Annotated in this window: 20 protein-coding genes; 12 read left to right on the forward strand and 8 right to left on the reverse strand. The window is 67.7% G+C overall.

Going from position 1 to position 21064, the window contains the following annotated elements:
* Positions 1-75 precede the first annotated feature (75 nt).
* Positions 76-1290 carry an MFS transporter gene (locus FHG71_RS18225; protein ID WP_139083130.1) on the reverse strand — a complete coding sequence of 405 codons (1215 nt, stop codon included), beginning with the start codon at positions 1288-1290 and terminating at the stop codon, positions 76-78.
* A gap of 85 nt (positions 1291-1375) precedes the next feature.
* On the opposite strand from FHG71_RS18225, the gene FHG71_RS18230 reads away from it, so the two are divergent.
* Positions 1376-1819: a MarR family winged helix-turn-helix transcriptional regulator gene (locus FHG71_RS18230; RefSeq protein WP_139083131.1), complete on the forward strand. Its 444-nt coding sequence runs from the start codon at positions 1376-1378 to the stop codon at positions 1817-1819.
* A gap of 48 nt (positions 1820-1867) precedes the next feature.
* On the opposite strand, the gene FHG71_RS18235 is transcribed toward FHG71_RS18230, so the two are convergent.
* Positions 1868-2725, reverse strand: coding sequence for an alpha/beta fold hydrolase (locus tag FHG71_RS18235; protein WP_139083132.1), 858 nt, complete (start codon positions 2723-2725; stop codon positions 1868-1870).
* Between the two features lie 74 nt (positions 2726-2799).
* On the reverse strand, positions 2800-3249 hold the full coding sequence (locus FHG71_RS18240) for a VOC family protein (protein WP_139083133.1): 450 nt from the start codon (positions 3247-3249) through the stop codon (positions 2800-2802).
* A gap of 111 nt (positions 3250-3360) precedes the next feature.
* Here FHG71_RS18240 and FHG71_RS18245 point away from each other — a divergent pair, with 111 nt between their 5' ends.
* Positions 3361-4059, forward strand: coding sequence for a winged helix-turn-helix transcriptional regulator (locus FHG71_RS18245; protein ID WP_139083134.1), 699 nt, complete (start codon positions 3361-3363; stop codon positions 4057-4059).
* Positions 4056-4709, forward strand: a complete 654-nt coding sequence (locus FHG71_RS18250; protein ID WP_139083135.1) for a glutathione S-transferase family protein — start codon at positions 4056-4058, stop codon at positions 4707-4709. Before FHG71_RS18245 ends, FHG71_RS18250 begins: the two co-directional genes overlap by 4 nt.
* A gap of 263 nt (positions 4710-4972) precedes the next feature.
* Here FHG71_RS18250 and FHG71_RS24020 read toward each other — a convergent pair whose 3' ends face one another.
* Positions 4973-5485, reverse strand: coding sequence for an MmyB family transcriptional regulator (locus FHG71_RS24020; RefSeq protein WP_281281981.1), 513 nt, complete (start codon positions 5483-5485; stop codon positions 4973-4975).
* A 3-nt stretch (positions 5486-5488) separates the two neighbouring features.
* Entirely contained in the window at positions 5489-5920 is a 432-nt protein-coding gene (locus FHG71_RS24025) for a helix-turn-helix domain-containing protein (RefSeq protein WP_218014145.1), read from the reverse strand.
* Positions 5921-7151: 1231 nt separating this feature from the next.
* On the opposite strand from FHG71_RS24025, the gene FHG71_RS18265 reads away from it, so the two are divergent.
* Positions 7152-7457 carry a hypothetical protein gene (locus FHG71_RS18265; RefSeq protein WP_139083136.1) on the forward strand — a complete coding sequence of 102 codons (306 nt, stop codon included), beginning with the start codon at positions 7152-7154 and terminating at the stop codon, positions 7455-7457.
* Between the two features lie 490 nt (positions 7458-7947).
* A complete protein-coding gene (locus FHG71_RS18270) occupies positions 7948-9516 on the forward strand; it encodes an NAD(P)H-binding protein (protein WP_218014146.1) in 1569 nt (522 codons plus the stop codon).
* 42 nt (positions 9517-9558) lie between these two features.
* On the opposite strand, the gene FHG71_RS18275 is transcribed toward FHG71_RS18270, so the two are convergent.
* The gene (locus FHG71_RS18275; protein ID WP_139083137.1) at positions 9559-10449 is read right to left on the reverse strand and encodes a LysR family transcriptional regulator; all 891 of its coding nucleotides are present in this window, start codon (positions 10447-10449) and stop codon (positions 9559-9561) included.
* A 284-nt stretch (positions 10450-10733) separates the two neighbouring features.
* Between FHG71_RS18275 and FHG71_RS18280 the strand changes: the two genes are divergently transcribed.
* Positions 10734-11273, forward strand: a complete 540-nt coding sequence (locus tag FHG71_RS18280; protein ID WP_139083138.1) for a cupin domain-containing protein — start codon at positions 10734-10736, stop codon at positions 11271-11273.
* Positions 11274-11390: 117 nt separating this feature from the next.
* Here the strand turns inward: FHG71_RS18280 and FHG71_RS18285 are convergent, their stop codons facing one another.
* Positions 11391-12146, reverse strand: a complete 756-nt coding sequence (locus tag FHG71_RS18285) for an SDR family NAD(P)-dependent oxidoreductase (protein ID WP_139083139.1) — start codon at positions 12144-12146, stop codon at positions 11391-11393.
* 118 nt (positions 12147-12264) lie between these two features.
* Between FHG71_RS18285 and FHG71_RS18290 the strand changes: the two genes are divergently transcribed.
* On the forward strand, positions 12265-13266 hold the full coding sequence (locus FHG71_RS18290) for an AraC family transcriptional regulator (protein WP_218014147.1): 1002 nt from the start codon (positions 12265-12267) through the stop codon (positions 13264-13266).
* A 406-nt stretch (positions 13267-13672) separates the two neighbouring features.
* Positions 13673-14695, forward strand: coding sequence for an alpha/beta fold hydrolase (locus FHG71_RS18295; RefSeq protein ID WP_218014148.1), 1023 nt, complete (start codon positions 13673-13675; stop codon positions 14693-14695).
* 179 nt (positions 14696-14874) lie between these two features.
* On the opposite strand, the gene FHG71_RS18300 is transcribed toward FHG71_RS18295, so the two are convergent.
* Positions 14875-16407, reverse strand: coding sequence for an FAD-dependent monooxygenase (locus FHG71_RS18300; protein WP_139083140.1), 1533 nt, complete (start codon positions 16405-16407; stop codon positions 14875-14877).
* A 146-nt stretch (positions 16408-16553) separates the two neighbouring features.
* On the opposite strand from FHG71_RS18300, the gene FHG71_RS18305 reads away from it, so the two are divergent.
* The 4 genes from FHG71_RS18305 (at position 16554) to FHG71_RS18320 (ending at position 20358) form a co-directional block, all read left to right on the forward strand.
* A complete protein-coding gene (locus FHG71_RS18305; protein WP_218014149.1) occupies positions 16554-17015 on the forward strand; it encodes a pyridoxamine 5'-phosphate oxidase family protein in 462 nt (153 codons plus the stop codon).
* 671 nt (positions 17016-17686) lie between these two features.
* Entirely contained in the window at positions 17687-18241 is a 555-nt protein-coding gene (locus tag FHG71_RS18310) for a hypothetical protein (RefSeq protein ID WP_139083141.1), read from the forward strand.
* Between the two features lie 82 nt (positions 18242-18323).
* Positions 18324-19508, forward strand: coding sequence for an SMI1/KNR4 family protein (locus FHG71_RS18315; protein WP_139083142.1), 1185 nt, complete (start codon positions 18324-18326; stop codon positions 19506-19508).
* 307 nt (positions 19509-19815) lie between these two features.
* Positions 19816-20358: an AAA family ATPase gene (locus FHG71_RS18320; RefSeq protein ID WP_139083143.1), complete on the forward strand. Its 543-nt coding sequence runs from the start codon at positions 19816-19818 to the stop codon at positions 20356-20358.
* The last annotated feature ends 706 nt before the right edge of the window (positions 20359-21064 follow it).

A 21064-nucleotide genomic window follows, 5' to 3' on the forward strand; every position in this document is an offset into this window, starting at 1 on the left:
CGTCAAGTCGGTGGGTTGATGCGGGCCAAGGCTGTGTTCATCGGGGCATGCCGAGGTCGTCAGGAACGGCCAGCCTCAGGCGGATTGCGGCTGTGCGGCAACTGTCGCCTTCGGGAACGGCCTGAAGGTCATGGCGATCAGGAAAGCGCCTAGGCCCAGGCCGAAGCTGGTGACGTAGAGCGCGCCGTAGCCCCCGGTCGTGTCGAAGATCCAGCCGCCCAGGACCGGCCCCGTCGCCATGCCGAGCCCGCCCGCCATCCCAGTGCCCCCCATGATCGTGCCCAGGATGTGCATGGGGAAGTTCTCGCGGATCAGCACGGCATAGAGCGGCATGACGCCCGCGTAGATGAAGCCAAAGGTGGCGGCGACGAGGTAGAAGTGCATGAGGTTGGTGGCGAAGAAGAAGCCCAGCGCGCCGATGGCCTGGGCCAGCAGCCCCGCCACCAAGACGCGCTTGGCCCCGAAGCGGTCGCCCAAAAGGCCGAAGCCCAGGCGGCCGCCCATGCCTGCAATTCCCTCGACCGAGTAGATCGAGACGGCGGCCAGGGCCGAGATCCCGCAGATCTGGGCATAGCTCACGGTGTGGAAGATCGGGCCCGAATGCGTGGCGCAGCAAAAGAAGTTGGTGAGCACGAGGACGATGAAGGGCGGCGAGGTCACGGCTTCGCGCACGGTCATTCCTTCGCTCGGCGCGTCGGCGGTCCCATCCAGCGTGGCGGCCTGCGCCGGCGGTCGGCGCAGAAGCAGCGCGAGGGGTAGGGTCGTCACCGCGACCAGCACCGCCAGGATCGACAGCACGGTGCGCCAGTCGTAGGCCTCGGCCAGCCGCGCCGCGAGCGGGGACATGGTGACCGGAGCCAATCCCATCCCGGCCGAGACAAGGGAGACCGCCAGCCCGCGCTGGGTGGTGAACCAGCCCATGACCGTGGCCATCATGGGGGCGAAGAAGGCCGCGACCGCGCCGCCGGCCAGAACACCGAAGCTGAGTTGGAACAACGGCAGTGTGGGCGCGCGGCCCGCAAGCCATAAACTGAGTGCGAAGAGGCTAGCTCCCGCGAGGACCACCGGCCGGGCGCCGAACCGGTCCGACAGCGAGCCCCAGACCATCGAGGTGACCGCCATGGCCAAAAAGCCGACGGTCATCGCCATGGAGATGCCGGTCCGCGACCATCCCGTGGCTTCGGCCATGGGCGTGAGGAGCACGGGGAGGGAAAAGAGCGATCCCATGGCGACGCAACCCATCAGGCCTCCAGCGGCCACGATCACCCAACGATACGGTGAATCCGACATGCGAACGCCTCCTGCGACAGCAGGTCGCTGGTCGCCCAGACCTGCGGATGTTGTTGTGGTGTCGATGCTTTGGTATCAAGGTAACATGTGTTCTGCAAGTGTTCTCATCGAGACCGTTCACGAAATCCGCGACCAGTGTCTCTGCCTGGCCACGCAGCGGGCGGCGCGGCGCCTGGCCCGAAGGTTCGACCGGCTCTTCGCGCCCCTGGGCCTGACCAATGGGCAGTTCTCGATGCTGGTGGCCTTGAGCGGGCAATGGCGACCGCGCCTGGGCGAGCTGGCCGAGTTCTTGGGCATGGACGCAACCACGATGACGGCTGCCGTCAAGCCGCTGGAGAAAAGGGGCCTGGTCGCGCTTCAGGCGGACGAGGCCGACGCTCGCGTCCGCCGCCCCAGGCTCACCGAGACGGGGCGCGACCTCGTGGCCCAAGCCGTGCCGCTCTGGCGCGAGGAGCACGCCAGGGTGCAAGCCGAGCTTGTGGGGCAGGACGCGGCGGCACTGGCGCGGGTCCTGAAGGATGTGGGCTGAGGACCATGCGGTCGCCCGTGCCGCCTCGGCCGGTGCCTCCACTCTGGCTCATTCGAACATCCCCTTCGGCGTCTCGCCTCGCAGGAAGGGTTCGACGAAGCCCATCAGGAGGTCGGTCTGCCCGATGACTGCGGTGTGCGACGTCGCCGGGAGGACGGCGAGCCGGGAAGCGGGCAGGGGGTTGCCCATGTCGCCCATGGCGCCACCACCCAGGAGGCGGAACATGGCCACCGTGTGCTCGAGGGTGACGACGTCGGCGTCGCCGGCGATGAGAAGGACCGGCGCTCGAAGGTTGCGCACGTCCTCCTCCCAGTGCTGGGGCTCGTGCTCGAGCGCGATGAGTTTCTCGACGAAGCCGCGGAAGCCGTCGGGGTTGGGCGATAGCTCGCGGAAGGATGTCTCCATGGGTGAGCCCACGAACATCTCAGGGCTCATCTGCGGGATCATCGCCACCATCTCGGGCTGCCAGCCGCTTTCGTCGTAGCTCACCGAGGCCGCCACGAGTTGGTCCACCTTCCCGGGGTGGCGGATGGCGAGCTGGAGGCCGGCCGCCGCGCCCATGGAGTAGCCGAAGACGTCCGCCGTCTCGAGCCCCACCGCGTCCATGAAGGCCGCCACGTCGTCGGCGAGGTTCTCATAGGTGATCGGGCGATCAATGTCGTTGGTGCGGCCGTGGCCCTGCATCTCGACGGCATAGACCCGGTGGGTCTCGGCAAGCCGGGGGATGATGGCGCCCATTGCGGGGATGTTCATGTAGGCGCCGTGCAGGACCACGATCGGATCACCTTGGCCCGAGACCTCATAGTACATCTGCATGCCGTTGACCTCGACGGTCTGCCCCGCGGGCTGGGCATGGAGGGCGGTCGTCGTCAGCAAAGCTCCGACGAAGGTGGCGAAACGGATCATCGTCGACTCCTGGGGGGAGGGGGTGGATGCGAAGGGGGAGGGCGGGGCGTTTCGGGATCTGGTCCGATGCCTGATCACGCCGCCATGCCCCAGGCCTTCAGGGCACGGTCCACGTCCATCCACATGATCTCGAGAACGTTGCCGTCGGGATCGCAGACGGAGCGTCCGTACATGAAGTCGCCCGCCTCCTGGGTCTTGTTGTTGTCCCTGCCGCCATGGACGAGGGCGCGGGTGACGAACGCGTCCACGGATGCGGCAGAGGGCTGGGACAGGCAGACCAGCGCGCCCACGGTGCCCCCGGGCGCCACCGGGCAGGGCGAGAAGGACGCGAACTTCTCGCGGTCGAGGATCATCAGGTGGATGGTGTCTGACACGCCCACCATGAGGCTGTCCGAATTGCAGAACCGCTCGTCGAAGGGGAAGCCCAGGCCGGCATAGAAGGCGCGGGCACGGGCGATGTCGGTCGAGGGGAGGTTCACGAAGATCATCTGCGGCTGGGCGGGGGCGGTGGTATGGGCGGTCATGCGAGCCTCCTGGGGCGAGGGTGAGTCGGGCTGTGCTTGCAGGCTGCGCCTATTAGTACTATGTTGCAAGTATTAGATTGCAAAAAGAAACTGAGAAGCTGGAGGCTGCCGATGGACCGCAAGCGGAGCTACGACGACGGCTGCGCCTTTGCTCAGGCGCTCGACCTAGTGGGCGAGCGCTGGGCCCTTCTGATCGTGCGGGAACTGATGTTCGGGCCCAAGCGCTTCACCGATCTCAAGCAGGACCTGCCCGGCATCGCCACCAACGTGCTGACCCAACGCCTGATCGGGCTGGAGGAGGCCGGCCTCCTGCGGCAGGTCGACCTTCCCCGGCCGGCGCGGGGCAAGGCGTATGCTCTGACCCCTTGGGGGCTGGCCTTCAGAGAGCCGCTGCGAGTGATGGGGAGCTGGGCCTCTCGTTCGCCGCACCTGCGCTTCGAGCACCGGCTCAGCGCAGCCGCGGCCATGCTGAGCCTGGGCAGCATGTTCGACGCCGACAGGGCCAAGGACCTGGACGTCGCGGTGGACCTGCGCCTGCCCGACGGCGACTTCGCCGTCTGCGTCCGGGATGGCCGGCTCGCCGTGGAGCCCGGGTGCAACCCCGTTCCGGACTGCCTCGTCGCCGGCGACCAGAACGCGCTGCTGCCCGTGCTCTATGCGGGCAAGCCCATCGAGGCTGCGACGGCAGACGGGTCGCTGAAGGTCGAGGGGGACACCGGCGCGCTGGAGCGACTGGCGCGGGCGTTCCGACGGCCGGAGCCGATGAACGCCGGCGACGGCATGATGCCCGCGGACGGCGCGCATTCATGATCCCTGTTGTCACGGCCTTCGCGCAGTCGCCCGACCGCGGCCGCGGTCTCGCGCGCGACATGCGCGTCCGCTGGGCGCTCGAGGAGGTGGGCCAGCCCTACGAGGTGCGCTTGGTCTCGTTCCGCGAGATGAAGGAGCCTTCGCATCGGGCGCTCCATCCCTTCGGGCAGATCCCGACCTACGAGGACGGCGACCTCGTCCTGTTCGAGACGGGGGCCATCGTGCTCCACATAGCTCAGCGTCATCCGGGCCTGCTGCCTGACGACCCCGACGCCCGCGCCCGGGCGGTCGCCTTCATGTTCGCCGCGCTCAGCACGGTCGAGCCGCCGATCTTGGACCTCGCGACGGCCAAGCTCCTGGAGCACGACAAGCCCTGGGCCGAGGCGCGCCTGCCCTTGGTCGAGGACCGCATCCGCACGCGGCTGGGCGAGCTGTCCGCCCGCCTTGGCGGGGCCGAGTGGCTCGACGGCGCGTTCAGCGCCGGGGACCTCCTGATGGTGCACGTCCTGCTCAGGCTGGGTGCATCGGGCCTTCTGGACGAATACCGGCCTCTCGCCGCCTATGTCGCCCGAGGCCAGGCGCGGCCTGCCTACCAGCGGGCCTTCGCCGCGCAACTGGCGGTGTTCACCGGTCAGGCCCGTCCCGGTTGACGGGACTGCAAGAAAGGCCGGGCTCGGCCCCGCTCGCGGTCGGAGTTTCGCAGCCAGCCGTGCCGGGGGATCGTTGGCTCCTGACGGGGACGGGGCTGGGCTCGACCGCCCGGAGCGCCGCCAACCCCGCTGCCCGCTCGTCGTCCGGAGGGGCAGGATGGCCGGCTGGACAGGCGCGAGGACTGCTCCGGAGGAGGGACCCGGGGGCAGTCGCTGGCGGACCATCGGTCCGACCGCGCGGGCCCGATCCATCGGTCCTGTTCTCAGGTGGATCCGCCCGACCCCGGGTGGGGCCAGGAGGAGCCTGCAACTGTCCTCGCCGACCTGGCCAGTTCGGCCAGAGCCCTCGCCGTCTCGGCATCGGCTGGGAAGAACGACTCGATGGCGAGCTCGGACAGGCCGATGTCCAGCGCCGTGCCGAACACCGTGGTGGTGGAGATGAAGCGGAGGAGCCGGTCGCCGTCCCCTGCCGCCAGTTCCAGGGGCACCGCCAGTCCCCCGTAGAGGTCGGGCGACGGCGTTGGCGGACGAGCGTGGGGCGGGACGGGGTAGCCTTGCAATTCATCGAGAAGCGCCACCAGCGCCGGGTCGGGTACGGCGTCGATCTGCCGGGCCAGCCGGGCCAGAACGTGGCGGCGCCAGTCGCGGAAGTTGCGGAGGCGTGGCGCGAGCCCCTGGGGATGCAGGCTGATCCGCAGGACGTTCGCACCGGGACCGAGCAGCGACGGCGCCACTCCGGCAAGCAGGGGCGCCACGCCTTCGTTCGCCGCGACCAGCGTTCAGTGCCGATCTACCGCGAGCGCCGGATTCGGGGCATGGCCCGCGAGAATCGCATCGATGGCTCGCCGGGCGGCCGCAAAGTCAGGGTGGTCGAGCCTCCGCTCCTGTAGCAACGGCGCGAAGCCTGCCGCCAGCAGGAGGGCGTTGCGTTCACGCGGGGGCACGTCGAGGTGCTCGGCCAGATGCAGCACCATCTCGCGGCTGGGCGCGGCGCGGCCGGTCTCGATGAAGCTCAGACGGCGCTGGGAGATGCTGGCCTCGGAGGCGAGGTCGAGCTGACTGAAGCGCCGGCGGCGGCGCCACGACTGGAGCAAGGCTCCAAAGCTGGGCTGATGGTCCGTCATGGGGGCAGTCTCTGCCGGTCGGAAGCGCTTGACCATGACCTCCGAGGTCATCGCATGGCGCACGGCCTTGGTCCACGTCTGGTCCATGTCGGCTCCATCCCGGGGCCGCGGGATCAGGAGATCAAGGATGACACTGCTCGAGAGACGCCCCGCCCTTCGCAGTATCCTCCGCCTCGACGGCATAGCCTGCCTTGCCATGGGGGTGGGCTTGGCTGCCCTGGCTCCGGCGCTGGGGTCGTTCACCGGCCTTGGGCCGGGTTTCCTTCGCTGGGCGGGGGTCGCCTTGCTGCCGGTTGGCGCGTTCATCCTGGCGGTGGCCTCGCGCCGGGAGATCCCAGCCTGGAGCGTCGCCGCCGTCGTCGTTGGAAACGCGGCCTGGGTCCTGGCGAGCGTAGCCCTGCCGCTGCTTGGACTCGTCCAGCCCAACCTCATGGGCTGGGTGCTTCTTCTTGGGCAGGCGGCCGCGGTGGCGGGTTTGACGGCGCTGGAACAGGCGGGCCGTCCCGGACGCCAGAACCCCATGTCAGTGGCAGAGGGGCGAGGTCCGCGGGGGCGGAGGGCAGGCCAGCGCGACGATCCGCCCGCGCCCCCGCCCGCTCGGCTGGGCCCGGATCGTCTCTCAGTGGTGCCGCCGTTCGGATGCTTTCGGTGCTCCTTGAGGCCATGGCCATCGCCGGTGGTCATCACCGCAGGGTGCGGAAGGTGTCTCGCACGTCCTAAATGAGGCGTTCGGTGCCTCGAGGGCTGCGAACTGCCCGCCGTGATCCGCTTCGCGGACGTGGACGAGGCGCTGGAACCGGCGCTCGACCCAACGACGGGCCAGGCGGAGCTGCTCGCCCCGGAACATGCTGATCGCGGTGGGCGTGGGGACCGGGGTGTAGGGCATGCCGCCGGCCTGCATGGCCTGAAAGCCTTCCCAGTAGAGCCGCGCCGAGCTCGGGCCTGCGTTGGGCAGCCAGTGAGTATAATATCGTCGACCATGTCGTCGAGGGAGAAGACCCGTCTCGGCTCGCCGCCGCGGTCCGAGACGTCCTGGAACAGCGCGTAGATCCAGGACGCCAGCCCGACCAGCGAATCCGCCAGCCCCAAGGCCACGGATTGCGGCCGCGTGCCCTGGAGCTTCATGTAGGCCGAGTAGCCCCGCTCGTAGCGGGCCGGGTCCTCCAGCATCCGGCGCTCGTCCGGCGTCGGCTGGAACGGCACGAAGTTCAAGTTCAGCCCGGCCCGGGCCTTCGAGGCCATCTGGCCGAGCGTCAGGGCCGCCCTGGCGCCCCAGTCGCCGCCCTGCACACCCCAGCGAGCGTAGCCGAGCCGGTCCATGAGCGTGATCCAGGCCATGGCGATCCGCCCGATGTGCCAGCCCGGCATGGAGGGGATGACGAGGTGGGACGCGTCCTGCGACTCACTTCCTTGGCCAGTGGGGTTCACCAACGGGTCGATAACGTGCCCGAACTCCAGCACCGACCCGGACCCGGTTCATCGACCTCGCCTTGGTCCTCACCAGATGCGCACCCTTCTCGGCGACGAGCCCGCCGACCTGGACCGAGCGCTGGAAACCCGCGTCGCCATCAACGCGCTCGAAGCAGCAGGGCTGATCCTGACAGAGCCGCATCATTTGGCGTGACGCGGCGCGTTTCCTTCAGTGTGGCGTCAGTGGAGGCCTCCGTCCTCGGTCCCGATGTCGGCCTCATCTGCGCGCCAGGACGGCTCCGGTGAATCAGACATCCTCCAGTCGCGAGACATCCCAGTCGAACTTATGAGCGTTGATCCGGGACGATCCCGTCTTCAGCGATGTCCAGAAAAAACAAGGGTCCGTTCGCCAGAGTCCAAATCCTGCCCCCGCAACCATTCGAACCCCCGTCACAGATAGTGGCGGGGGTTCCCATTTAAGACGAGTTGCATATCTCCCGGACGACGCACTTCAGGTTGCTGGTCCTCTATAAGGCCCAAGGGATGAAGCTACCGTTCGCGCGGGGGCGCATCTCTCAACAACCAGATCGAATGACCGAAGCGCAGTATCAGCAACGATGGGCCTGTGAATGACCCACGGGTGAGACAGCCCGTCTCAGATCACTGTCTACCGGACTGATATCGGGACAGTAGGTTCTCCGTGCATGAGCGACATGGAGGCCATGATGACCAACCTCACCATCACCCATCCCCTTTCGCCGTCGGACGCGCAGGCCATGGACCTCCTGCGCACGATGCTCGCCGGCGCGCCCCGGCTTTCCTTTGAGCCCGCGAGCCGCCCCGCCTTCGACGCTATCATTGGCCAGGCGCCGGCGCCCGAAGGCGTCCTCTTCGAACAGGCCACAGTCGGCGGCGTGCCGGGCTGGTGGGCTCGGCCCCAGGGGGCAACCGACGGCTCCGTCCTCCTCTATCTGCACGGAGGCGGCTACGTGATCGGCTCGGCCGGGGCGTATCGCCACTTCGTCGGCCACATCGCCAAGGCCGCGAAGGCCGCCGCGTTCATCGCCGATTACGCGCTGACCCCCGAGCGGCCGTTCCCAGCCGCCCCTGAGGACGCGCGGGCCCTGCACGAGGGGCTGCGCGCCTTGGGCTACAGCCGCATTGCGGTTGCAGGCGACTCGGCCGGGGGTGGGCTCGCACTGGCGCTGGCCGCCGGGGCCCCGCGCGGTACCTTCGCCGGCCTGGTCGCGCTGTCGCCGTGGATCGACTTGAACTTGACGGGCGAGTCCATGGCGACGCGCGCCGACGCTGACCCGATCCTGTCGCGGCAGGCTCTGGCCGCCGCAGTCCCGCTCTACCTCGGGACGCACGGCGCCAATGATCCCCGGCTGCCTAGCCTGCCCATGGACCTCTCCACCCTGCCGCCCGTCCGCATCCATGTCGGCGACGCCGAGGTGCTGCTCGACGACGCGCGGCGCTTCGCCCAGCAGGCCGCGTCGGCCAGGCTCGACGCCGAGGTGCATGTCTGGGACGGCATGACCCACGTCTTTCCGTCGAGCTTCGCCATGCTGGAAGCGGGCGCGGCGGCGCTCGACGCGATGGGGACGTTCCTGGCCGAGAGGCTCGCGCCCAAGGCACCCCGGGCGCGCCGCGTCCTGGTGCTGGGCGCGACCGGTGGCACGGGGCGGGCCATCGTGCGTCGGTTGCGCGAGACGGGCGACGTGCCGGTGGCGCTCGTGCGCTCGCCCGATAAGGCCAGGGACCTCGACGCGGAAATCGTCCAAGGCGACGCGCGCGATCCCGCAGCGCTCGACCGGGCGCTGGAAGGCGTGGACGCTGTCGTCTCGGCGCTGGGCACCCCGGCCAGCCCCTTCCGCGAGGTGACGGCGCTCTCGACCGCCACCAAGGTCCTAGTGACGGCGATGCGGCGCAAGGGCGTGCGGCGGCTCGTCGCCATCACCGGCATGGGGGCCGGCGACAGCCGGGGGCACGGCGGCGCGCTGTTCGACCGGGTCCTCATGCCGCTGCTGCTGCGCAAGGTCTACGCCGACAAGGACCGGCAGGAGGCGATCATCGCCGGAAGCGGGCTCGACTGGATGATCGTCCGGCCGGCCGTCCTCAACGACAAGCCGAAGCACGGCGCCGTCCGGGCACTCCTTGACCTCAGCGGCTTCCAAGGCGGTACGATCGCGCGCGCCGATGTGGCCGACTTCGTGGTCGATCAGGTCGGGTCGGACGCGTACCTTGGCCAGAAGCCGCTGATTGCGTGGTGACCGCCGCTTGTCCGAGCCGGTCCGCCTGGGCCGCCCGGAGCGTCAGCGCTCGACATAGGCGGCCAGCTCGTCGGGGGTGCCCTGCGGGAAGGCCGCCTTCAGGTGCTCGAGGAAAGCCGAGACGCGGGCGCTCAGCAGGCGCCGGCTCGGGTACAGCGCCCAGAGCGCGATCTCCGGCCCCTCGACGTCGCCCCAGTGCGCAAGCGTGCCCCGAGCCAGGTCGTGGCTGACGAGCGACAGTGGAAGCCGTGCGGCCCCTGCGCCCGCCCGCACCGCATCACGAACCATGATCATCGATGAAAGGGCGACCACCGGATCGACGGCAATCGTCTTGTGCCCCCCGGGAGTCCTGACCTGCCACGCCTGCCGGTCGGCGGCCGAGCGCACCACCGCAGGGACCGGCTGGCCCGCAGCTGGCCGCACAAGGTCCGGGGTCGCGACGACGACGAGGCGATCGCGCAGGAAGATCCGGCCCACGAGGCTCTCATCGGGGTCCGGGTTGACCCGGATCACGAGGTCGAACCCTTCCTCGATCATGTCGACGGGGCGGTCCTCGGTCGTGACCTCCAAGCGGACCTCGGGGTAGGCGCGGGCGAACTCGCCGGCGATGCGGCCCATCGCCGTCTGAGAGAACAGGAGGGGGGCGCTGATCCGCAGCCGCCCCCGCGGCGCCTCGCCCCCGGCGGCGATGGCCGAGGCCGTCTCCTCCAATTCGAGTAGCAGGCGCCCGGCCCGCTCCGACAGCGCCCGGCCTTCCTCGGTCAGCTTGAGCGTCTGCGAGCCCCGCTCCAGAAGACGTAGGCCCAGGCTCGCCTCCAGCTCGGCCACCCTCCGCGACAGGGTCGCCTTGGGACGACCAGCAGCGCGCGCCGCCCGGCCGAAACCGCCATGGCGGGCGACGAGCGCAAAGTCGGCAAGGGCGAGCAAGTCCATGGATGTTCCACAGCTGGGACGGTGTGGGCCGAGGCTAACAGAATGCGGGGCAGGGCGGAACGGCCTCGGTGCCTGGACCAGCATCCGGCTGCTGGCAGCATGTCCCGCTGGCGAGACACGCCGTCCCAATTGCGAGCCTGTCGGATCATCGTTGATCCACCGATATTGGACTCATCGGAACCAGCTCCTCGGAAGATCCCCACAACCATCCTCGTCAACGTCTCTACTAGCAGGGCTATCGCCGATCTCACCCCTGCCTGAACCCCCAAGCACAGGGAGCCACCATGGCCGACACAACCTCCACATTTGCCTCACTCCCCGCCGACGACCTGTCGCGCGGCGCGACCCTGGTCGACCCCGACGGGCCCGGTCTCACGCACCTCGCCATCGGACCAGGCACCTACACGATCCTCTTCTCGGGCAGCCAGACCGGCGGGGCCTACGCCCTCATCGACATGCTGGTGCCGCCCAACTCCGGGCCGCCCCCGCATCGCCACGACTTTGAGGAGATGTTCCACGTCCTTGAGGGCGAGCTGGAGGTGACCTTCCGGGGCGAGACCATGCGCCTCAAAGCCGGCCACAGCCTGAACATCCCAGCCAACGCCCCGCACGGCTTCCGTGTGGCGTCCGCGACGGCGGCCCGGTTCTTGTGCCTCTGCGTGGGCCCCGGCCAGGAGGAGTACTTCGAGACCGTGGGTGACCCGCTGCCCTCGCGCACCGCGCCCGCCCCGGCGCTTTCGCCCGAGGAGGTCACGGCCAAGCGGGCGCTGGCGCTGTCTCTGGCCGCCCGCTTCCACTCCGAGTTCCTACCGCCGCCGCATTGAGCGTTGCCGCGAGATGACACGGCCAGCCAGGCGGGCTGGCCGTGTCGTTGGGTCTGCTGGGGATGAGGGTGGCATCGGCGGTGCCGACCTCCGCGCCAGTCCTGCGAGCTTCGCGCCTCAGATCACCTGGCCGCCCGAGACTTCGATGCGCTGACCCGTGACCCAGCGGTTCTCCGGGCCGAGAAGGCTCCCGATCATGGGGCCGATGTCGTCGGGCACGCCCACGCGCCCGAGTGCGGTGAGCCCGGCAAACTGGCGGTTGACTTCGGGCGTGTCGCGCACGAGGCCGCCGCCGAAGTCCGTCTCGATGGCGCCGGGCGCCACCGAGTTCGCGGTGATGCCGCGCGCGCCCAGCTCCCGCGCCATGTAGACGGTGAGCATGTCGCTTGCAGCCTTGGCGGCGGCATAAGCCGAGAAGCCCGGATAGGAGACGCGGGTCAGGCCCGTGCCGATGTTGATGATGCGCCCGCCATCGGCGAGGAGCGGCAGCAGCGCCTGCACTAGGAAGAACGGGCCTTTGACATGAACATCGAAGAGACTATCGAACTGCGCCTCCGTCGTGTCCGCGATCATGGCATACTCGCCGTGGCCCGCGTTGTTGACGATGGCGTCGATCCGGTCGCGTCCCCAGGTCTCGCGCAATACTGTGCGAAGGGTCTCGGCAAAGGCCGGAAAGGCCGAGACGTCGCCGGAGTCGAGTTGGAAGGCGAGCGCCTTGCGGCCCAGCGCCTCAATCTCCGCCACGACGGCCTGTGCCTCGTTCGCGCTCGATCGGTAGGTGAGTATGATGTCACCCCCACGACGGGCGATGCTGAGGGCGGTGTTGCGGCCAAGTCCGCGGCCGGCGCCGGTGATCAGGGTGATGGTGGTCATGATTGTGTCTCCGATGAGGTGATGTACCCAACATCGCCGAAGACACGCTCCCGAATTTGCCGGATCCTTAATTGTTCTTGCCTATTCCTCCGACTTCCCTTTGCGGAGGCGGGTCCCAATGCCTACACTCGTGTCCATGCACCTCGATCTCCGCGACGCCCTCCACCGCTTTGTCGAGGCACATGCCGACCCGGCCGGGATCGCACGCCTGCCCATCCCTGGCCTCACAGTGGTTCGTGCGACGGCCCCGACCGAGATCCAGTACGAGATCTTCCATCCCTTGGTCGCCCTCGTCGTCCAAGGCAGCAAACGTGTGACACTAGGGGATCAGGACATCGTCATGCACGCGGGCGACTCGCTCGTCATCAGCGCTGACGTGCCGACACGAAGCCAGATCACCAAGGCCAGCGTGGCCGAGCCTTATTTGGCTCTGGTGATCGACCTCGACCTCGCGACCTTGACCGAGCTCACGATGGAGATGCGGACCTCGGTGTCCGGCCCGCCAGATTACCTTCAGCGGTCCCTGTGGTCGGAGCCCACCGAAGCCGAGGTGTCGGACGCGGCCCTGCGGCTCCTGCGCTTGCTCGATCGCCCGGCTTCCCTGCCAGTGCTGCAAGGCCAACTCCTGCGCGAGCTTCACTACTGGCTCCTCGCGGGCCGGCATGGGACAGCCATCCAGCGCCTGGGCCGGCCCGACGCCCATGTGAGCCGCATCGCCCGCGCCGTGGCCGTGCTGCGGGCCGAGTTCACTCAGCCCATTCGCGTCGGGCACCTAGCCTCCATCGCCGGCATGAGCCCGTCGTCGTTCCATCAGCACTTCCGCGCCGTGACCTCGCTCTCGCCCTTGCAGTTCCAAAAGCACCTCCGCCTTGTGGAAGCGCGCCGCCTTATGCGCACCGAGAACCTGTCCGCGAGCCGCGCCGCCTTTGAGGTCGGCTACGAAAGCGTGCCCCAGTTCACCCGCGAGTATGGGCGGCTGTTCGGCCTTCCGCCGGCCAAGGACACCAGAGCTTCCAGGGAGCAAGATGGCGGGAAGTCCCTTGAAGGCGATGAGCTCCTCCTAAACAGCGGGTCGGGAGAGCTTGCTGTCAAGGACCAAGTCACTGCTCTTCACGTTTGAAGGGGAGCGGGATCGAAGAGCCGCATCGTCTCCAGTAGTCAGGCCCTGATGCCGATCCAGCCCTTGAACGTGAGGGCGGAATAGAGAGTTCGACGTCCGAGAAGCCGGCTGCTCGCAGGAGGGCCACGTTCTGAGGGTGAGGGGATGCTGACACCATCGGGCAGGCGCGCGATCTCCTCGCTGAGGCGGGCTACGAGCTTCTCGACGAGATCTGCCGCCGGGACAGCCATGGAGGCTCCACTAACGCGTGAACTGGTTCCCGGCACGTCATGCCGCTCTCGGCAGCTGATCACGCCTGCGTCCCGTGGGCTACCTACGGGCTCGGAACGAGTAGTGATGGAAACGGTTAGGCCTCGTAGCGCCTAGGCAGGCGCTGATCGTCTTCACAGCATTCCAAGGATACTCAGTGAGCGACCAGCAATCCCGCGCACGCCCCCGCAGCGTCATCACGTCGGCCGGGCAGATTGGCAGCTACAGGCCGTCGGCGGGGACCACAGTTGTCGCCGGCGCGGCAGCGGCCCTGGCAGGCGCGGCGCTGTTCAACATCTATCAGGCTCGCCAAGCCGAGAAGGCGAACCCACCGCTGGGCCGGTTCGTCGAGGTTGAGGGTATCCGCCTCCACTATCTGGAGGCGGGACAGGGCTCGCCGGTGGTGCTGCTGCACGGCAACAACACGGCGATTGAGGATTTCCTATCCAGCGGCCTCTTTGACCTCGTCGCCCGGTCGCACCGGGTGATCGCCTTCGACAGACCCGGCTACGGGCACAGCGAGAGGTCGCGCGACCGGTTGTGGACGCCTGACGCACAGGCCAGCCTCCTTCGCCAAGCCTTCTCGCAACTCGGCATCGAGCGTCCGGTCGTGCTAGGCCATTCCTGGGGCACGATGGTTGCGACGGCTCTGGCGCTTCAGGATCCGACGGCCCTGCGTGGCCTCGTCCTGCTGTCCGGCTACTACTTTCCGACAGCACGGCTGGATGTGCCGATCTTCGCCCCACCGGCCGTGCCGCTGATCGGCGACGTTCTGCGCTACACCGTCTCACCACTATTCGGGCGGCTGATCCTGCGGCCAGCCATCAAGCAGATGTTCGCGCCTCATTCGATCCCGGCTCGCTTCGATGCCGAATTCCCCAAGGAGCTCATGCTTCGGCCGTCGCAGATTCGCGCCACGGCTGAGGAAGCAGCGTTCATGGTTCCAGCCGCCCTCGCCATGCGCGACCTGTATCGTGGCCTCCACCTGCCAGTGGAAATCATGGCCGGGGATGCTGACCGTATCATCGGGCACGACGACCAGTCGGTCGCCCTCGCCCAGGAGCTGTCGTCCAGTTACCTGCACATCGTCCCCGGAGCAGGACACATGGTTCACCACGCTGTGCCGGAACAGGTGGCTACAGCTATCGAGCGCGTCGCGCACATGGTGCAGGGCCGTTGAGGGCGGGTTAGGACTTCGTCCTGACCAGCCTTGTTGCCGCGGAAAGATGATCTGGACAGCGCTCGCCTTGATTGACGTCAGCGAGAGCTCAACCCTAACCGAGCTGTTCGCCAGAGTCCAAGTCCTGCCCCCGCAACCACATTCGAACCACCATCACAGCCCATGTCAGAAGTTCGAAGCTAGGACGGTGACGCGCGGTTCGATACGCTCTTGAACGACAGCTCCCTCTGCTTGGCGTAAGCCTCGACGGCAGCCGCAGCGGTGCGGTTGCTCAGGCAGCCGATGTGTCCGTCGGGTCGCACGAGCACCGCCCCATCGCGTCGCAATCCCGCCGCATGGGCCTCCGCGTCCCACGGCCAGACGTGCAGGGGCAGACCCCGCGCCTCGGCCCAGGCCCGAATTTCAGGCCCGGCCTCCCCGTGCACGTGCACCTGCCAAGTGAAGTTCAGCACCGCGTGGTTGTCCTGGCTCTTGAGCCAGGGCAGCCGATCCCCGGCCGCGAGCCGGCCCCAGCGCCCGTCAGAGAGGGGACTGTCCCGATAGGAGATCCGCGTCTGGCTGATGGTGCGGAACATGAGGGGGCCCAGCACGCCCAGCCGGGACACTAATGCCAGAACAGCGGGCATGACGCGCGTTCGTGTGGTCCGCCCCACCCAGCTGTCGTCCGCGACCCGCAGGAAGGCGGCATCCGTGGTGGCCACAAGCCTTCGCGCGAAGGGCAGCCGCTCGGGCTCGTAGCTATCAAGGATCGCGGCTGACGCCTCGCCCCGCACAACCGCCCCGAGCTTCCAAGCGAGGTTCAGCGCATCTCCGATGCCGGTGTTCATGCCCTGTCCGCCCAGAGGCGAATGGACGTGCCCCGCATCCCCAGCCAGAAAGCAGCGCCCGTGGCGGAACTGGGCGGCAACCCTGTGGCGGACATGGTAGGTCGAGAACCAGGCCACCTCCGGGGCCTCAAGCCCTGTCAGGCACCGGGCATCGGGTGCCACATCCTCGTAATCGATGTGGCCGTCCGCCTCTGAGCCTAGCGGCACCATCCCGATCAACCGGGCCCGGCCCTCGGGCAGCGGGAACAGAACCGCAAAGCGGTGGGTCCCGAAGCCCAGGACGGCCGTGCCCCCGAGGCGGTGAGCCTGCACGTCGGCCACGTAGAACAGCCCCTCGGCCGTGCCGCCCTCGAAGGCGATCCCCAAGCCTTCCCGAACTGTGCTCCGACCGCCATCAGCCCCCACGAGCCAATCCGTCCGGATCACTTCGGGCTGCTCGTCGCGCTCCAAGCTGGCCGTGACGCCCTCCGCGTCCGGCGTGAAGCCCAGGAGCGACGTGTGCCAGTCAACCTCGACGCCCACTTCGGCCAAGGCGCTGATCAACATGGGCTTATGGGCGTCCTGAGGGTAGATGAGCAGGTAAGGGAAGGGGCTGATCCCCTGGCCCATGCGCCCGAGAGGTAGGACAGCCCGGGGCTGGCCCTCAACCCAAACCTCACCGGCCTTCATGAGGAGCCCCGCAGCCACCACCCGGTCGGAAAGGCCGAGGGCGCGGTAGAGTTCCAGCGTGCGCGCCCGCACTCCGAGTGCGCGGGACTCGCGGGAGGGACCAGGCTTCCGATCCACGATGCGGACCGCCACCCCCATTCGGGCGAGGACCAGGGCCAGCACGAGACCGGTGGGTCCGGCTCCCACGACAAGGACAGAGGCGTCGCGCTCCCGCATGGCGGCCTCCCGGAGACGTAAGCTTGAGACTATCTCGTAGCCACCAGATCATCGCCGATGAAGGAGGTCGAAGGATGGATTACGATAGCGAGCCAATGCACGTTGCGGAACCAACAAGGGCAGCCAGGACGCTTCTGACAAGAGCTGTGCTGGAGGACCTCGATCGGGCCGTGCTCTGCTGGCTCGCCACGGTGGATCAGGATATGGTGCCCAATGTCTCGCCCAAGGAGATCTTCTGTCCCTACGGCGACGACGTGCTCCTGATCGCCAACATCGCATCGCCGGGCTCCATGCGAAACATTGCCCGAAACCCGCAGGTCTGCGTGAGCTTCATCGACGTCTTCCGGCAGCGTGGCTTCAAGCTGATCGGTCGGGCGACCGTCATTCCCCGAGATGCTCCAGACTTCACGAAGCTGGCGGAAGGCCTCCTGCGGAAAGCCGGCGCCGACTTCCCGGTGCATGACGCCATTCACGTTCGGATCGAGAGAGTGGAGCGGATTTGGGCCCCGAGCTATCGCCTCTTCCCCGACCGCAGCGTGGAGGAGCGGATGCAGAGCGCCTATGCGGCTTACGGTGTTCGGCCTTCCAGCCCTGACGAACGCGTGTGAGGCCATTCGCTGTCCGCCGAGCGGCGCCCGCGGCGTAGGTCAGGTTTCCCGCCGTGGACAGATAGAGCGGGAAGGGGATCTTCCGGACTGCCATCACCCGCAGGAGTCTGCGGCGTTCTCGGGATCCGTTCATGCGTGCCTTGTCGCTTTGTCGCCTCCTATTGGCCTCTCCCGCCTTGGCGCAGGGGCCGGAACTCCTGACCGGGATACACGCCGGCCTTGACGGTGATGGCGTGCAGGAGACCCACATTCTGTGAGAGACTGGCGATCTCGTGGCGTCGGAGTGGGCTGGGAGCTGCTCGTCCCCGGCTCCGCATTTGTCGGTCCTGTCGCAGGACAGCGGCCGAGCCTGGGGATCAGCGAGACCGGTTCAGTCCTCCTCCCCTCCATGAACGAGGGGCTGGGACGGGACCGCGTCCGCATGACACTGACCACCCCCATCGCCAAGGAGACTGGAGCGTCGCGGGTTACACCTACGACTTCTACGACCCGATGGACTTCGAGTCCTTGGGACACTGCGACCTCAACCTGCCCACCGGCAAGGGCGTCGCCGAAACCGATAAAGGTCCGTTCGCGCTTGTGGCTCCTTCGGCCCCGCTGCTCTGGGAGTGGCGTGCCTTAGAACTGCTCCTTCCCATAGGCAACATCTGCTTTGACAGCCGGGTGGTCCCATGATCCGTCTGAGCGCAATCCTCATGGTTCTTGCCGCACCGGCCTTTGCGCAGCAGCCGGGGCCGTCCGTGCGGGCCGACTTGGACGGCGACGGCGTGGAGGAACTCTACACGTTGCTCCTTGAGGACCCCGAAGCCGCAGACCCTTCGAACTCGGCTGATCTCGTCGTGCAGACGGCAGGTAAAGTTCGAGTGGTCGAGGGCGTCGTCTGGCAGGGCAACCATGATGCCGGCCGGCCGGAACTCGACATCGGCCCTGAGGACACGCTCCTCCTCACTGCCATGAACGACGGCTATGGGCGCCATCGCTGGTCCGAGACGATCACCATCGCTCACCATGACGGTGATTTGCGCGTCACGGCCGTGAGCTATGGCTGGTACGACCCGCTGGACCTCGATGCAGGGGAGACCTGCGATGTGGACCTCGTGTCGGGCCGAGGTCGTGTGAAGACGCCTGAGGGCAGCCGCGAGATCGCGGCGCCCTTTCCGCCGCCGCTCCTTTGGGTCTGGCGGGCCGGAACTTTCGTTCCTTTCGAGGTCTGCGGCTTCGAGTAGCGGTGCATGACGAGAGTCACGATGGTAATCAGGAGCTGGTGATCAACAGGCCAAACTGGCCTCGCATCGAAGCTCAGCGCTCATGGATCTCGACATTGGAGAAGCAGCATCCGTCGCGCCTCGCGTGCGGACACGCAAGGCCGCCCTCGATGCCCTGGAGCGGCTGCTGCGTGCCCACGCGGCTCTCAGCGAGCACCGCGACCCGGAGAGCTCCTACGGCATCCTACGTGGCGCGACCGACGAGGAGCTTGATCTCGTCGAGGCCGTCTTCCTCCACTGCGGCGTGCCCCTGCCTGACACCTTGCGCGCGATCTACCGTCGCACGCTCGGCGTCGGAAACCCCGTCGCGTCTACGCCCGTTCTGACGGTCCCCTTCCTCAGCGCTGCCCTGCCGGACGAGGGCTTCGGCTCCCCGATCGTCGGCATCGAGGCCTTCGAGATGGACCTCAAGGTCTTCCGTGACGAGCTCGCCTATGAGCGCCCGCCGTTCCTTCACCTGGGTCACGCCGCGCCAGCCGGCCTGACGGTCAGTCGCAATGGGCTCTGGTCGGTCAAGGATTACGCGCAGCGCCACCACCTCCCGGCGCTCGAGGACTTCAACCTCGTCTTCGAGACGGCGTTCTGCGCCTTCGTCGATCAGGTCCTTGTCCTTTGGGCCAATGATCTCGCGGGCGCGCCGGTGAGGAGCCGAGATCTCGACCTCGCCCATGGCGCGCGTCTCGCGGGGATGCCGGCCGACGTGCAGACGGCGATCGGGCGTCTTGTCGCGCCGCGCACTTTGAGCCCAAGGACCTGGAGCGAAGCCCAGCCCATCGACAACCCGGACCTTCTCCGGGCCACGCGCCGTGCTGTGGACCACAGATCGGCCGATCTCCTGACTTCGCATCTGGCCGTTGTGGGTCTGCCCTATGTCGAGCGCCCCGAACTGGTCGCGCGCATCGTACCAGGGGATCTCCTTCGCCTGCGCCCCGTCGACAACAACCCACATGATCCGAACGCGGTCGAGGTCTGGCACGATGGGGTGACCTCGATCCGTGTAGGCTTCATCGAGCGCAAGGACGCCCCGATGGTTCGGGCGCTCCCTCCGGATCCGGCCGCCTGGCGCCTCAGGGTCACGGATCGCTCCAATCGCGTCCTTGTCGCACAGCTGGAACGTACGCCGCCGGAAGAGGAGAGTCTCTTGGGTGCGAACGGTCCAGCGCAGCGCGAAGAGTCCGACAGTCAGCTGCAAGATCTCTTCTCGCAACTCCCTTGCTCCAGAGGATGAGCGCCGGCACCATGAGTGATCGTCGCCGGCCGTCAGGTCACCGCGCGAACCTATCACATAGCCTTTACCCGGCCCTGTCGCGCGTCCGGTAATCCCGGGCAGCATGGGCGTGCCCATCCCGGCTCCTTCATAGGTCTTGCTCCGTTCCCATGTCTGTTCCGGGCCGGCCCGCACGGACAAACCGGAGAAAGCGGTTCCTGCCCGCAGCCATCGCAATCGGTGCCGCGCGAGGAGACTGCGCTCGTGAATCCAATAGCATCGTTGTTGGCCAGATTGGCCGATGTCAGCATGAAGGACTGCGAATATCATGGGGCACCACCAGCTTGTCTTGCTCACGGGCTGCTCCGGTGGCGGCAAGTCGACGCTCCTTGCGGAGCTTGCCGCTCGGGGACATCGGGTGGTGGAGGAGCCCGGCCGCCGTATCGTCGCGGAGGAGCTTGCGAGCGGCGGCTCGGCTCTGCCTTGGATCGACATGGTCGCGTTTGCGCGTCGGGCGCTTGAGATGGCTCGGCAGGATCATACAGCGGCAGCAGATCTGGAGGGGTGGACCTTTTTCGACCGGGGTCTCGTGGATGCAGCCGTGGGTCTGGAGCACCTGACAGGAACACCAGCGGTCGAAAGCCTTGCATCTGATAGGTACCACCAGCGGGTGTTTATGGCTCCGCCTTGGCCGGGGATCTACCGGACTGACAGCGAGCGGCGCCATGGGATGGATGAGGCGGTGGCCGAATACGAGCGACTGCTCGTCGCCTGTCCGGCCCTGGGCTACGAAGTCATTCACCTGCCCAGGGTCAGCGTGACAGAGCGGGCCGACTTCGTCCTGGCCAGTCTTGCTGCCGCGACAAGATGACCTGCACGGCTCCCGCCCGGAGCGTCCATTCAGCGAGAGCGCAACCGGAGCCGGGCCGTTCGCCAAAGTTCCGATCCTGCCCCCGCAACCAGATCTGAACCCCCGCACCCCAAGTGGCGTGGGTTCGTTGCATCTGAGGGCGGCAACTCTCGGTGGGATCTAGCCCCCGCAGCCACCAACAGTTGACCCTGTGCCTGGGCGACGACCACCACCGAAAGCTCCTGCGGCGATAACCTCGGGGGCTTGTTGGATATGCGGCTCCAGAGCGGATCGACCCAGCTAGCCCGGCCGCCACACCAGGACCGGGGGGATGTTCTGTTGCTGAACCGAACGCCGGCGCTGACATCGCAACGTTTGGTGCAGCGTATTACGCAGCGACTTCGCCCTTGTGTCTGAATGAGACGTAGGCCCATTTAGCGCGAGCGTCGATCCAGCCGGCGGAGGAGTCGCATGCCGCTCAAGAAAACCTCGGATCCTAGCAGGGAACAGGAACCGGGGCGCGTTCCAGCTGTGGCGGATCAGCCCTCACGCGACCAATCCCGCTCGCGGGATCGGGTGCGCGCACGCCAGGATAGAATCGCGGAGCGCATAGGGGCAGCAACGGAAGAGCTGGCCAGTGGCATCGCCGAGGGCGCGGCCGCGGCGGAGGAGCTCCGCCGAGCCATGTCGCAGATAGCCTCGGGCGCTGAAGAGTGTTGATCAGCAT

The sequence above is a fragment of the Rubellimicrobium roseum genome, assembly GCF_006152145.1.
Classification (GTDB): Bacteria; Pseudomonadota; Alphaproteobacteria; order Rhodobacterales; family Rhodobacteraceae; genus Rubellimicrobium; species Rubellimicrobium roseum.